The organism is Virgisporangium ochraceum (genome assembly GCF_016863655.1).
In the GTDB taxonomy this organism is placed as follows: domain Bacteria; phylum Actinomycetota; class Actinomycetes; order Mycobacteriales; family Micromonosporaceae; genus Virgisporangium; species Virgisporangium ochraceum.
The window spans coordinates 341,798-354,272 of sequence record NZ_BOPH01000088.1 but is presented as its reverse complement, the minus strand read 5'-3'; the positions used below and the strand labels follow the sequence as shown (position 1 = coordinate 354,272).

The 12,475-nt window shown below is 71.3% G+C and carries 13 protein-coding genes; 12 read left to right on the top strand and 1 reads right to left on the bottom strand.

All coding sequences use genetic code 11. The annotated features are described in order from the left end of the window. Nucleotides 1-45: 45 nt before the first annotated feature. Nucleotides 46-1,311 carry a ricin-type beta-trefoil lectin domain protein gene (locus Voc01_RS32810; RefSeq protein WP_203931593.1) on the bottom strand — a complete coding sequence of 422 codons (1,266 nt, stop codon included), beginning with the start codon at nucleotides 1,309-1,311 and terminating at the stop codon, nucleotides 46-48. Between the two features lie 772 nt (nucleotides 1,312-2,083). On the opposite strand from Voc01_RS32810, the gene Voc01_RS32805 reads away from it, so the two are divergent. The 12 genes from Voc01_RS32805 to hypF all read left to right on the top strand — a co-directional run bounded on the left by Voc01_RS32805 (nucleotide 2,084) and on the right by hypF (nucleotide 12,470). Continuing rightward, nucleotides 2,084-2,413 (top strand): hydrogenase maturation nickel metallochaperone HypA/HybF, encoded by a 330-nt coding sequence (locus Voc01_RS32805; protein WP_203931480.1) that lies wholly within the window; start codon nucleotides 2,084-2,086, stop codon nucleotides 2,411-2,413. 2 nt (nucleotides 2,414-2,415) lie between these two features. Beyond that, a complete protein-coding gene (hypB, locus tag Voc01_RS32800; RefSeq protein WP_203931479.1) occupies nucleotides 2,416-3,162 on the top strand; it encodes a hydrogenase nickel incorporation protein HypB in 747 nt (248 codons plus the stop codon). Nucleotides 3,163-3,250: 88 nt separating this feature from the next. Further along, on the top strand, nucleotides 3,251-4,306 hold the full coding sequence (locus Voc01_RS32795) for an NADH-quinone oxidoreductase subunit B family protein (RefSeq protein ID WP_203931478.1): 1,056 nt from the start codon (nucleotides 3,251-3,253) through the stop codon (nucleotides 4,304-4,306). A 34-nt stretch (nucleotides 4,307-4,340) separates the two neighbouring features. After that, nucleotides 4,341-6,137: a nickel-dependent hydrogenase large subunit gene (locus Voc01_RS32790; RefSeq protein ID WP_203931477.1), complete on the top strand. Its 1,797-nt coding sequence runs from the start codon at nucleotides 4,341-4,343 to the stop codon at nucleotides 6,135-6,137. Next, on the top strand, nucleotides 6,130-6,672 hold the full coding sequence (locus Voc01_RS32785) for a NifU family protein (protein ID WP_203931476.1): 543 nt from the start codon (nucleotides 6,130-6,132) through the stop codon (nucleotides 6,670-6,672). Before Voc01_RS32790 ends, Voc01_RS32785 begins: the two co-directional genes overlap by 8 nt. Beyond that, nucleotides 6,669-7,259, top strand: a complete 591-nt coding sequence (locus Voc01_RS32780; protein ID WP_203931475.1) for a DUF5947 family protein — start codon at nucleotides 6,669-6,671, stop codon at nucleotides 7,257-7,259. Before Voc01_RS32785 ends, Voc01_RS32780 begins: the two co-directional genes overlap by 4 nt. Beyond that, the gene (locus Voc01_RS32775) at nucleotides 7,256-7,897 is read left to right on the top strand and encodes a DUF6084 family protein (protein ID WP_203931474.1); all 642 of its coding nucleotides are present in this window, start codon (nucleotides 7,256-7,258) and stop codon (nucleotides 7,895-7,897) included. Before Voc01_RS32780 ends, Voc01_RS32775 begins: the two co-directional genes overlap by 4 nt. Continuing rightward, complete coding sequence (locus tag Voc01_RS32770) at nucleotides 7,894-9,300, top strand: hypothetical protein (RefSeq protein WP_203931473.1); 1,407 nt, start codon at nucleotides 7,894-7,896, stop codon at nucleotides 9,298-9,300. The genes Voc01_RS32775 and Voc01_RS32770 overlap by 4 nt, the downstream gene beginning before the upstream one ends. After that, complete coding sequence (locus Voc01_RS54770) at nucleotides 9,279-9,398, top strand: DUF6893 family small protein (protein WP_373873898.1); 120 nt, start codon at nucleotides 9,279-9,281, stop codon at nucleotides 9,396-9,398. Before Voc01_RS32770 ends, Voc01_RS54770 begins: the two co-directional genes overlap by 22 nt. Continuing rightward, complete coding sequence (locus Voc01_RS32765) at nucleotides 9,395-9,931, top strand: hydrogenase maturation protease (protein WP_239160630.1); 537 nt, start codon at nucleotides 9,395-9,397, stop codon at nucleotides 9,929-9,931. The genes Voc01_RS54770 and Voc01_RS32765 overlap by 4 nt, the downstream gene beginning before the upstream one ends. A gap of 5 nt (nucleotides 9,932-9,936) precedes the next feature. Beyond that, complete coding sequence (locus Voc01_RS32760; RefSeq protein ID WP_203931472.1) at nucleotides 9,937-10,188, top strand: HypC/HybG/HupF family hydrogenase formation chaperone; 252 nt, start codon at nucleotides 9,937-9,939, stop codon at nucleotides 10,186-10,188. After that, complete coding sequence (gene hypF / locus Voc01_RS32755; protein WP_203931471.1) at nucleotides 10,185-12,470, top strand: carbamoyltransferase HypF; 2,286 nt, start codon at nucleotides 10,185-10,187, stop codon at nucleotides 12,468-12,470. The genes Voc01_RS32760 and hypF overlap by 4 nt, the downstream gene beginning before the upstream one ends. Nucleotides 12,471-12,475: the final 5 nt, after the last annotated feature.

The following is a 12,475-nucleotide window of genomic DNA, read 5'->3' as shown; positions in this document are numbered from 1 at the left end:
CGGCCGCAGCCGTCGTCCGGACGGGCCCGTGAGCTCCGCCGTCGGTCAGGAACGGGTCCAGCGCTGGTTGCTGCCGCCGTTGCAGCCCCACAGCACCACAGCGGTTCCGTTGGCCGTTCCACCGCCGGTCACGTCCAGGCACAGGCCGGACTGGACACCGGTGACGGTGCCGTCGGCATTGAGCCGCCACTGCTGATTCGCTCCGCCGTGGCAGGACCAGATCTGAACCCGGGTGCCGGTGGCGGTACTTGACGCGTCGAGGCACTTCGTGCCGTAGACGGTCAGCTGGTTGCTCGACGTCGCCGTCCAACGCTGGTTCGCGTTGCCATGGCAGTCCCAGATCTGCACGAGCGCCCCGTCGGACTGGCTCTGGCCGCTGACGTCCAGGCAGCGGTTCGAACCCAGCCCGCGAAGCTGGCCGGTCTGATTCGGCGGTGCGCTGCTGGACGGCGGATCGCTCGGCGGGGTGCCGTCGAGCGTGAGGTTCTTCTGCTGCACCTGCCACTGGGTGCGGCACAGTCCGCAGTTGGACCCGACGAAATTCGTCCCGGCCGTCGTGTCACCCTTCAGGCGCCACTTGAGGTAGAGCACCGCCACACGGCCGAACTCGCCGCCGTTCGTCTGGCCGTACGTGCCGCCGTGCCCGACGTTGAGATTGCCCATGAACGCGGGCAGCCCGGCCGGCAGCTTGTTCCAGTCGTCGATGGCGTTGCCGTAGGCGATGTCGCTGGGACCGCCGATGAAGTAGGCGATCGGCTTGGTCAGCCGCCGGAGCTGGTAGTCGTCGGCGTCGTTGAGCAGGCCGCTGCTGAAGATGGCGGTGGTGGTGACCCGTGAGTCGTTGGAGACGGCGTAGGCCTCCAGCCCACCGCACGAGAAACCGGCAACGGCGATCTTCGAGGTGTCGATCTTGCCGTAGTACTTGCTACCTGTTCGGCTGTTCTCGGCTACGGCCCAGTCGATGGAGGCGGTGAGCATCGTCGAGTTGGTGCTGCCGGAACCACCCGGGGCGCCGTTCGCGATGGCCAGGAAGCCGTGCGAGGCGATCTCGCGCAGGAAGTTCTGCTGGTCCAGCCCGTTGCCCGAGCAGCCGCCATTTCCCCAGACGAACACGGGCAGGCGTTCGGCCGGAAGGTTCTGCGGGCGGTAGATGGTGTGGTTCGGCAGAGTGCCCGCCGTTTCGTAGTCGGCCGGGTAGGGCCCGGATCCGCCGACCGCGGCATCTGCCGAGGTCGGACCGAGCGCGACGACCGCGGTGGTGACCGCGACGAAGACGGCGACGAGCCCGGCGCCGGCTGTTCGTTTGCTCATTCCACTCTCCATGGTCATGCCGATGCGGCGATTCCTCGGGTGGGCGCATCGGCGGCGGCCCGTGCCGTCCGGGTGGCGGCGGCAGGCTACGGGCTCGGCGGTGGCAGCTCGACCGCATGGCTGTCGGCCACGGCGCCGACGGGAGCGATTCGCATCCACTCTTGTCAATACGGCGAAGATTGTCAATGTGGATACCATTTCCGGGCCGGAAAGGGCGTGGATACCATGCGCAAGATGGTGTCTTCCATCGAAAGTTTCCGGCAGGTTGTCAACTGCTCCGTCGCAATCAGTGCGTCCGCTTGCGCCCTCCCGGTTCGACAATCCGAATGCGGGTGCGTGACCGCGTCGGTGGTGGGAAATGGCGTAGACACGCCCACCGACCGGCGGCCTTCGAGCCGAGTTTCCGGGCCATGGTCAGACGTAGAATGTCGGACGCGGAAGAAACGCCGACGAACGGGACGACGACATCGTGGGCGAGGCGCTGATGATGCACGTCCGCGCGATGCTCGGCGGCACCACCGACGCCCGGCCGGCAGAGGATCGGTCGGGACGCCGGCGGTGTGGCGGAACGTGTCGGCGCGGAGGCTGCGGCGGTGGTTGTGAGGATCACCCTCCCGGGGGACCGGGAACGGGTCCGGGGTTTCACATCGTTGCCTCCGGTGCGGTCGGGCTCTAGCGTGGGTGCACGCCCGGTACCTCCGGGCGCATCGAGTCCGGGGCCCGAATCGGGCTCGAGTCGGGGCACGGGTCGGGGCACGAGTCGGGGCCACCGTTGCACGAGTTGTCGATCACCCAGAGCATCGTCGACGCCGTGACCGATCACGCGGCCGGCTCCCGGGTGGTCAGCATCCGTCTGACGGTGGGTCGGTTGTCGGGCGTGGTGCCGGACGCGATGCGGTTCTGCTTCGAACTGATCACCGAGGGGACGCCGTTGCAGGGTGCCCGACTGGACATCGACGAACCGGCGGGACGGGCGCACTGCGACTCGTGCGGTGCGGACTTCACCCTGCCCGACCTCGTTCTGTTGTGTGCGTGCGGCAGCGCCGACGTGAGACTCCTCGCCGGACGGGAACTGACGATCACGTCGCTGGAGGTGACCTGAGCATGTGTGCCGACTGCGGCTGCGGTGACACCGGTGCCCGGCTGACGGTGCTCGGCCGGTCCGAACGCCATAGTCACCCCGACCACGACGACCACGGCCACCCGCACACCCGGACGATCGCCGTCGAACAGGCGGTCCTCGCCGGCAACGACGTTCTGGCCGCGCGCAACCGGGAGTGGCTCGCCGCGCGCGGCATCACGGCCGTCAACCTGATGAGCTCACCGGGCTCCGGCAAGACCACGTTGCTGGAGCGCACGATCCGCGGGCTGCGCGGACACCGCGAGGTGTCGGTGGTCGAGGGTGACCAGGAGACGGTTCTCGACGCCGAGCGGATCCGCGCCGCGGGATGTCCCGTCGTACAGATCAACACCGGCGGCGGCTGCCACCTCGACGCCGGGATGCTCGCCGGTGGTCTACGCGCGCTCGACCCACCGGTCGGGTCGCTGCTTTTCGTCGAGAACGTCGGCAACCTGGTGTGTCCGGCGCTTTTCGACCTCGGCGAGACCGGGCGGGCGGTGATCGTTTCGGTGACCGAGGGGGACGACAAACCACTGAAATATCCGCACATGTTCGCGGCGGCGGATGTGGTGCTGATCAACAAGATCGACCTGCTGCCCTACGTGGAGTTCGACCCCGACAACTGCGCCGACCGGGCCCGGAGCATCCGGCCCGGCGTCGAGGTGCTGTCGGTTTCGGCCACGACCGGCGCGGGACTCGACACGTGGTTCCAGTGGCTTTCGCGGCGGTAGCGGATCCACCGTCGACGGACCACGTTGACAGTGTTCGGGCCGGAAGCGTATACCGAGATGTGCGTCACATCGGGTGAAGGTGGTGACGATGCCTGCTACCGAAGCGCTCGCGGCGGAAGAGACCCTCATCCACGTTCTGTGGATCAATGCCGGTCTCAGCTGCGACGGCGACTCCGTATCGCTGACGGCGGCGACCCAGCCGAGCATCGAGGAGATCGCGCTCGGCGCGCTTCCGGGGCTGCCGAAGGTCGCCGTGCACTGGCCGCTGATCGACTTCGAGTGCGGTCCCCGCGGTGGGGCCGACGACTTCCTCGACTGGTTCCTCAAGGCCGACCGCGGCGAGCTCGAACCGTTCGTCCTCGTCGTCGAGGGCTCCATCCCGAACGAGAGCCTGAAGGACGACGGCTACTGGTGCGGGTTCGGCAACGACCCCGACACCGGCCAGCCGATGACCACGAGCGAGTGGCTCGACCGGCTCACGCCGAAGGCGACGGCGGTCGTGGCGGTGGGAACCTGCGCGACGTACGGCGGCATCCACGCCATGGCCGGCAACCCGACCGGCGCCATGGGGGTACCGGACTACCTCGGGTGGACCTGGCGGTCCAAGGCCGGCGTTCCGATCGTGTGCGTACCCGGGTGCCCGGTGCAACCGGACAACCTCTCCGAGACGTTGACCTACCTGCTCTACATGGTCACGGGACAGGCGCCGATGATCCCGCTCGACGAGGCGCTGCGGCCGACCTGGCTGTTCGGCGCCACCGTCCACGAGGGCTGCGACCGCGCCGGATACTACGAACAGGCCGACTTCGCCACCGAGTACGGGTCACCGACGTGCATCGTCAAGCTCGGCTGCTGGGGTCCGGTCGTCAAGTGCAACGTGCCGAAGCGGGGCTGGATCAACGGGGTCGGCGGCTGCCCGAACGTCGGCGGGATCTGCATCGGCTGCACCATGCCCGGCTTCCCCGACAAGTTCATGCCGTTCATGGACGAGCCACCGGGCGGGCACTTCTCCACCGGTGCGATCGGCCTGTACGGCACGGCGATCCGCAACCTGCGGCGGATCACCACCCGCACCGTCGACAGGGAACCGAAGTGGCGCCGCCCCGGAAAGAAGCTCACCACCGGAGCCACGCGTACCTGGTGAGTCCGTTCACCGCACAGCGCTCGGAAAGGTTGCCATGACGTCGACCCGATCCGGTCCCTCCCACCGTGCCGCCGGAAGCGACGGCCTGGTCGAGATGGCCTGGGATCCCATCACCCGCATCGTCGGCAGCCTGGGGATCTACACGAAGATCGACTTCAAGCAGCGCGAGGTGGTCGAGTGCCGCAGCACCTCGTCCATCTTCCGTGGCTACTCGATGTTCATGAAGGGCAAGGACCCGCGCGACGCCCACTTCATCACCAGCCGGATCTGCGGCATCTGCGGCGACAACCACGCCACCTGTTCCTGCTACGCGCAGAACATGGCGTACGGGGTGAAGCCGCCGCACCTGGCCGAATGGATCGTCAACCTCGGCGAGGCCGCCGAGTACATGTTCGACCACAACATCTTCCAGGAGAACCTGGTCGGGGTCGACTACTGCGAGAAGATGGTCGCCGAGACCAACCCCGGGGTGCTGGAACGGGCGAACACCACGGAGTCTCCGCACGCCGGCGAGCACGGGTACCGCACGATCGGCGACATCATGCGGGCGCTCAACCCGTTCACCGGCGAGTTCTACCGCGAGGCCCTCCAGGTCAGCCGGTACACGCGGGAGATGTTCTGCCTGATGGAGGGGCGTCACGTGCACCCGTCGACGCTCTACCCCGGTGGCGTCGGCACGGTCGCCACCATCCAGCTCATGACCGACTACCTGACCCGCCTGATGCGCTACGTGGAGTTCATGAAGAAGGTCGTCCCGATGCACGACGACCTGTTCGACTTCTTCTACGAGGCGCTGCCCGGCTACGAACAGGTGGGCCTGCGGCGCACCCTGCTCGGCTGCTGGGGGTCGTTCCAGAATCCGGAGTTCTGCAACTTCGAGTACAAGGACATGACCGACTGGGGCCGCAAGATGTTCGTGACCCCGGGCGTCGTCGTCGACGGCAGGCTCGTCACCACCAACCTCGTCGACATCAACCTGGGCATCCGGATCCTGCTCGGGTCCTCGTACTACGAGGACTGGGACGGGCAGGAGATGTTCGTGCGCCGCGACCCGCTGGGCAACCCGGTCGACCGCCGGCACCCGTGGAACCAGCACACCAACCCGCGTCCGCAGAAACGCGACCTCGACGACAAGTACAGCTGGGTGATGTCACCACGCTGGTTCGACGGCACCGACCACCTGGCCCTCGACACCGGCGGCGGCCCGCTGGCCCGCCTGTGGACGACCGCCCTCGCCCAACTGGTCGACATCGGGTACGTCAAGGCCACCGGCACGAGCGTCCAGATCAACCTGCCGAAGACGGCGCTGAAGGGCCCGGTCACTCTGGAGTGGAAGATTCCACAGTGGAGCAACACGCTCGAACGCAACCGGGCCCGCACCTACTTCCAGGCCTACGCGGCGGCGTGCGCGCTGCACTTCGCGGAGAAGGCGCTGGCCGAGATCCGGGCCGGTAACACCAGGACATGGGAGCCGTTCGAGGTTCCCGACGAGGGCATCGGCTGCGGGTTCACCGAAGCGGTGCGCGGCGTCCTGTCGCACCACATGGTCATCCGCGACGGAAAGATCGCCAACTACCACCCGTACCCGCCGACCCCCTGGAACGCGAGCCCCCGCGACAGCTTCGGCACCGCCGGGCCGTACGAGGACGCCGTGCAGGGCCAGCCGATCTTCGAGGAGAACGACCGGGACTCCTTCAAGGGCATCGACATCATGCGCACCGTCCGCAGCTTCGACCCGTGCCTGCCGTGCGGCGTCCACATGTACCTCGGCGGCGGAAAGACGTTGGAGAAGCTCCACTCCCCCACCCAGTCGGTCACCGGCGATGGATGACGGCGTCGACCTCCGGGCGGTCGGTGAGCGCATCGACGCGCTGCTCGTCGCGAGCGCGGCGCACGGCGTCGTGGCCCGCGAACGGGCCGAGGAGCTGGTGCGCCTGGTTACCGACCTGTACGGCGCGGGCCTGGAACGCCTGCTGGAGATCCTGCACGACGCCGGCCGGCTCGACGCGGGCGTGCTGGACGAGATCGCCGGCGACGACGTCGTGGCGAGCCTGCTGCTCGTGCACGGGCTGCACCCGTACGACCTGCCGACCCGGGTGGAGCGCGGGCTGGACGCCGTACGACCGGACCTGCGGGCGCAGGGCGTCGACGCCGAACTGGTGTCGGTCGACGACGACGGGACCGTGCTGGTGCGGCTCGTCGGGTCCGTCGGCGGATGCTCCGTCGCCGCGCTGCGGCAGGCGGTCGAGGCCGCCGTCGACGCCACCGCGCCGGACGCGGCCGCCGTACGGGTCGAGGCCGCACCGACCCCCGCCGTGATTCCCGCGTCGGCGCTGCGGAGCAGGCTCACGCGGGTCCCCTCATGACGCCCTACGCCACGTTGCGGCGGATCGTCGCCTCGCGCCCGGCCCCGGTGACCGCCGAGCGGTGCGAGATGTGCGGGGTGACCGTCGAGGGGCGGCACCGGCACGTCGTGAACCTGCACAGCCGGGCGCTGATGTGCGCCTGCCGCGCCTGCTACCTGCTGTTCACCGACCCCGCCGCGAACCTGCGCTACCGGGCGGTGCCCGAGCGGTACCTGTCCTTCCCGGACCTCCGGCTCGACCCCGCGCGGTGGGACGAACTGCAGATCCCGGTGGGCCTGGCGTTCCTGTTCACGAACTCCACAGTGGACCGTACGGTGGCGTTCTACCCCGGGCCGGCCGGCGCCACCGAATGCACGCTGCCGCTGGACGCGTGGGAGGCGAACCCGGCGGTGCGGATGCTCGTCCCCGACGTGGAGGCGTTGCTGATCCGCGCGACCGACTGCCATCTCGTGCCGATCGACGTCTGCTACGAGCTCGTCGGGGTGCTGCGGCGCACCTGGCGTGGGTTCGACGGAGGGCAGGAGGCCCGCACCCGCATGACGGAGTTCTTCGCGATGGTCGCCGCCCGCAGCCGGCCGGCGTCATGACAACGTTGAGATTCGGCGTGCGCGACATCGTCGCGGAGCCCTACGCGGTCGCCCCGAACCTGTTGGCACGGCTGCGGATCGAGGAGACCACCGGCGCCACGGTCCACGCGCTGGCGCTGCGGTGCCAGGTCCGGATCGAGCCGAACCGGCGCCGCTACGACGACGCGGAGGAGCAGGCGCTGCTCGACCTGTTCGGGCCCCGCGAACGGTGGGCACAGACGCAACGGTCGTTCTCCTGGCTGCACACCACCGCGATGGTGCCCGGATTCACCGACGCCACCGACGTGGACCTGGTACTGCCCTGCACCTACGACGTCGAGGTGGCCGGTGCGAAGTACCTGCAGGTCCTCGACGACGGCCAGGTGCCCTTGACGTTCCTGTTCAGCGGAACCGTCTTCACCCGCGGCGCCAGCGGGTTCACCGTCGAACAGGTTCCCTGGCAGCACGAGGCGCGCTACCGGCTGCCGGTCCACGTGTGGCGCGGTCTCATGGACGTGCACTTCCCCGACCAGGGCTGGCTGCGCCTCGGCCGGGACACCCTCGCCGCTCTTGCCCGGTACCGCTCGACGCACATGCACACGAGCTGGGAGGAGACGGTGACCGCGCTGCTCGCCACCGCGACGGAGGTCGTCGAATGACCGACGCGCCCGGCGGGGTACGCGCGGTGGCCGACGCCGTGCTGTACGAGGGGTACCTGCTGTACCCGTACCGCTCGACCGCGACCAAGAACCAGGTCCGCTGGCAGTTCGGGGTGCTCGGGCCGCCGGGCGCCGCCGAGGCGGGGGTGGGCGAGGAACCCGGGCTCTCCGTACAGTGCCTGCTCGACCCGGCCGATGGTCCCGGGTCGGAGCTCACCGTCCATCTGCGGTTCCTGCACCTGCAACGGCGCGACGTCGAGCGCGTCGACCCCGCCGGTGGGTACGTCCCGGTCACGGACCTCACGGTGGCCGGGCGCACCTGGCTGACGTGGGACGAGGCGGCCGAACGGGAGGTGGCGCTCGGCCCGACCGCGTCGACGCCCGGGTCGCACCGGGAGCACCGGGTCGAGGTGGCCGGCGGCGAGGACGTCGAGATTCTCCGGGATCCGCACGGGCGTACCGTCGGCCGGCTGGTGCGCCGCCGGCGGCCGCTGTCGGCGCTGGTGACCGTCTCCACGCGGCCGGCCGGTCAGGGCCTGCTGCGCCTGGAGGTCGACGTCCGCAACGTGACGGCGTGCGCGCTCGACGGCCGCGACGACGCCACCGCGGCGTCCCTCCTCGGCGCGCACCTCATCCTGGTGGCCGACGGCGCGACGTTCCTGTCCCAGACCGACCCGCCGGACCGGGCGCGGGAGGCCGCCGCGGCCTGCGTCCAGCACCGCTGCTGGCCCGTGCTGGCCGGCGGCGCCGTTCTCGCGTCACCGATCATCCTCTACGACCACCCCGAGGTGGCGCCGGAGAGTGCCGGCGGCCTGTTCGACTCGACCGAGATCGACGAGATCCTGACCCTGCGGGTGATGACCCTCACCGACGGGGAGAAGGCCGCCGCCCGCGCCACCGACCCGCACGCCGCGGCGATCATCGACCGCTGCGACCGGCTCACCCCGGCCGACCTGCAACGCCTGCACGGCACCCTCCGCGACCCGCGCGCCGGCGGCGGAGGTCCGCGCCCCGCCGCGCCGATAGGCGGCGGGCCGTCGTGGTCGGGCCCCGCGGCGCCCGGCGCCGACAGCGGCGTGCCGTGGTGGGACCCGGCGGCCGACGCGTCGGTCGACCCGGCCACCGACCGCGTCGTCGTCGACGGCGTCGAGATCGGCCGCGACAGCCTCGTCCGCCTGCGGCCCAGCCGGCGGGCCGACGCCCAGGACCTGTTCTACGCCGGGCGGGTGGCCCGGGTGACCGCGGTACTCGGCGACGTCGACGGCGGCTGGCACGTGGCCGTCGTGCTCGTCGACGACCCGGCCGCGGACCTGCACGAGTGGTACGGCCGCTACCTGTACTTCGCTCCCGACGAAGTCGAGCCCTGGAAGGAAGGGCGATCGTGCGAACCATCGGAACCCTGACCACGATCCTCGGTGGGCTGCTGCTGGTCGCGGCCGTCGTGCTGGGCCTGAAGTCGATTCCCGACATCCAGCGGTACCTGCGGATCCGCCGGATGTGACCGGCGGCCGCACCAACCGAAGGAACCGACGACCCGGAGGCACGACCCTGAGAATCCTGATCGCCGGCACCGGCAACCTGTTCCTGCGCGACGACGCGTTCGGCACCGAGGTCGTGCGCCGGCTGGCCGCGGGCGGCCTGCCGCCGCACGTGCGCGCGGTCGACTACGGCATCCGGGGCACCCACCTCGCCTTCGACCTGCTCGACGGGTGGGACGCGCTCGTCCTCGTCGACGCGCTGCCGGACACCGGCGAGCCCGGCGCCCTGCGCGTGCTCGAGGTCGGCACAGACGACCTCGGCACAGACGACCTCGGCCCGGGCGGCCTCCCGGACGCCCACGGCATGGATCCCGGCTCCGTCCTGGCCGGACTCGGCGCCCTCGGCGGCCGGCTTCCCCGCACGGTCGTGGTCGGGTGCCAGGTGGCCGACGTCACCGAGGGGATCGGGCTGTCGGCGCCGGTCGCGGACGCGGTCGACCGCGCCGTGACCACCGTGCGTGCCCTGCTGCGGTCCATGGTCGTCGGGACGGGGTGAGCCACGTGTGCCTCGGAATCCCCGGACAGGTCATCGAGCTGATCCCCGGCTACGGCGGTCAGCTCGCGCTGGTCGACGTCCACGGCGCGCCCCGCAAGGTGAACATCGGCATGCTCGACGACGACCCGCCCGGGCCCGGGCAGTGGGTGCTGATCCACCTGGGTCTCGCCGTCGACCGGCTGAGTCCCGAGGCCGCCGCGGAGGCGCTGCGCGGCCTGGAACTGATGGGCCGCGGCACAGATCCGGAGGCGCCATGACGCGCGAGCGGAGGCGGTTCGACGTCAGCGGAGTGGTGCAGGGCGTCGGGTTCCGGCCGTTCGTCTACGTCACGGCGTCGGCGCTGTCACTGACCGGGTCGGTGTCCAACGACTCGGCCGGCGTCGTCGTCGAGGTCGAGGGCGAGGCCGACGCGGTCGCCGAGTTCGCCGTGCGGCTGCGGACGGACGCCCCGCCGCTCGCGGCGGTCGACTCGGTCCGGTCCCGGTCGCTGCCCGTGCGTGGCGGCACGGGGTTCACGATCGCGGCCTCCCGCCACGAGCCCGGCGGCACCCGCACCCTGGCCGCCCCGGACGTGGCGACGTGCGCCGACTGCCTGGCCGAGCTGACCGACCCGGCCGACCGCCGGTACCGGCACCCGTTCGTCACCTGCACCAACTGCGGTCCCCGGTTCACGATCATCACCGGCCTGCCGTACGACCGGCCGGCCACCACGATGGCCGGCTTCCCCATGTGCCCGGCGTGCGCGCGCGAGTACGCCGACCCGGCCGACCGCCGGTTCCACGCCCAGCCGATCGCCTGCCACGACTGCGGACCGACCGTATCCCTGGTGCGGCCGGGCGCGCCGGCGCGCACCGGTGCCGACGCGATCGCCGCCGCCCGCGCCATGCTCGCGGCCGGCGCGGTCCTCGCCGTCAAGGGTCTCGGCGGCTACCACCTCGCCTGCGACGCCGCCGACGGACGGGCGGTGGCGCTGCTGCGCCGGCGCAAGCGCCGCGTCGCCAAGCCGTTCGCCGTGATGGCGCGCGACCTCGACACCGCCCGGACGCTCGTCGCGGTCGGACCGGCCGCGGAGGCGTTGCTGTCGGGACCCCGCCGGCCGATCGTGCTCCTCCCCCGCCGGCCCGCCGACGGACTCGCCGACGCGGTCGCGCCGGGGAACCCGGACCTCGGCGTCCTGCTGCCCTACACGCCGCTGCACGTGCTGCTCTTCGGCCTGCCCGGTGACCCGGCCGGCCCGCCGGTCCTGGTCATGACGTCGGGCAACCTCGGCGGCGAACCGATCGTCACCGACGACGTCGACGCCCGGGAACGGCTGGCGCCACTCGTCGACGGCTGGCTCACGCACGACCGCCCGATCCACGTGCCGTGCGACGACTCGGTCGTGCGGATGGTCGGCGACGAGGAACTGCCGGTCCGCCGCTCGCGCGGGTACGCCCCGCTGCCGGTGGCACTGCCGGTGGAGGTGCCGGCGACACTGGCCGTCGGCGCCGATCTGAAGAACACCTTCGCGCTGGCCCGCGGCCGGTACGCCTGGCTCGGCCAGCACATCGGCGAGATGGACGACCTGGCCACCCTCGACGCGTTCACCCGGGCCGAGCGGCACCTGGAGGTGCTCACCGGGGTCGACCCGGCGCAGCTCGCCGCCGACGCCCACCCCGCCTACCGGTCCGCCGCCTGGGCCCGCCGCCACGCCGACGGACGGGCGGTGCATCCGGTGCAGCACCACCACGCCCACGTGGCGGCGGTGATGGCCGAACACGGCCTGTCCGGCGGCTCGCCGGTCATCGGCATCGCGTTCGACGGCACCGGATACGGCCCGGACGGCGCGATCTGGGGCGGCGAGGTGCTGCTCGCCGACTACAAGGGCTTCCACCGGTTCGCGCGGCTGCGCTACGTGCCGCTGCCCGGCGGCGACGCCGCGGTGGAGCGGCCGTACCGGATGGCGCTGGCCCACCTCGCCGCCGCCGGGGTCGCCTGGGACGCCTCGCTGCCGCCGGTCGCCGCCTGCCCGCCCGCCGAGCTCGCCGTGCTGCGCCACCAACTGGACACGGGTCTGAACTGCGTACCGACGTCCAGCATGGGCCGGCTGTTCGACGCGGTCGCCTCGCTGGCCGGCGTCCGGCATGTGGTCGACTACGAGGCGCAGGCGGCGATCGAACTGGAAGGGCTCGCCCGTGGGGCACCGCCCTGCGACGGCTACCGGTTCACCGTCACCGACGGGTGCGCCGACCCCGGTCCCGTGATCCGCGACGCCGCCCACGACGTGGCCGCCGGCGTCCCGGCGGCGGTGATCGGAGCCCGCTTCCACCGCGCGGTGACCACGCTCGTCGTCGACCTCGCGGTGCGGGCCCGCGACCACGGCGCCGGGACGACGGTGGCACTCACCGGCGGGGTGTTCCAGAACGCTCTGCTGCTCGCCGGTGCGCGCGACGCGTTGCGGGACAATGGTTTCACGGTGCTCTGCCACCGGCAGGTGCCGCCCAACGACGGCGGGCTGGCCCTCGGCCAGGTGCTCGTCGCGGCCAGCGGGCCGACATAGGAAGG

Coding starts and splice junctions, on each gene's coding strand:
- Voc01_RS32810 (WP_203931593.1), bottom strand. CDS start 1,311: ATGAGCAAACGAACAGCCGGCGCCGGGCTCGTCGCCGTCTTCGTCGCG.
- hypB (WP_203931479.1), top strand. CDS start 2,416: ATGTGTGCCGACTGCGGCTGCGGTGACACCGGTGCCCGGCTGACGGTG.
- Voc01_RS32795 (WP_203931478.1), top strand. CDS start 3,251: ATGCCTGCTACCGAAGCGCTCGCGGCGGAAGAGACCCTCATCCACGTT.
- Voc01_RS32790 (WP_203931477.1), top strand. CDS start 4,341: ATGACGTCGACCCGATCCGGTCCCTCCCACCGTGCCGCCGGAAGCGAC.
- Voc01_RS32785 (WP_203931476.1), top strand. CDS start 6,130: ATGGATGACGGCGTCGACCTCCGGGCGGTCGGTGAGCGCATCGACGCG.
- Voc01_RS32780 (WP_203931475.1), top strand. CDS start 6,669: ATGACGCCCTACGCCACGTTGCGGCGGATCGTCGCCTCGCGCCCGGCC.
- Voc01_RS32775 (WP_203931474.1), top strand. CDS start 7,256: ATGACAACGTTGAGATTCGGCGTGCGCGACATCGTCGCGGAGCCCTAC.
- Voc01_RS32770 (WP_203931473.1), top strand. CDS start 7,894: ATGACCGACGCGCCCGGCGGGGTACGCGCGGTGGCCGACGCCGTGCTG.
- hypF (WP_203931471.1), top strand. CDS start 10,185: ATGACGCGCGAGCGGAGGCGGTTCGACGTCAGCGGAGTGGTGCAGGGC.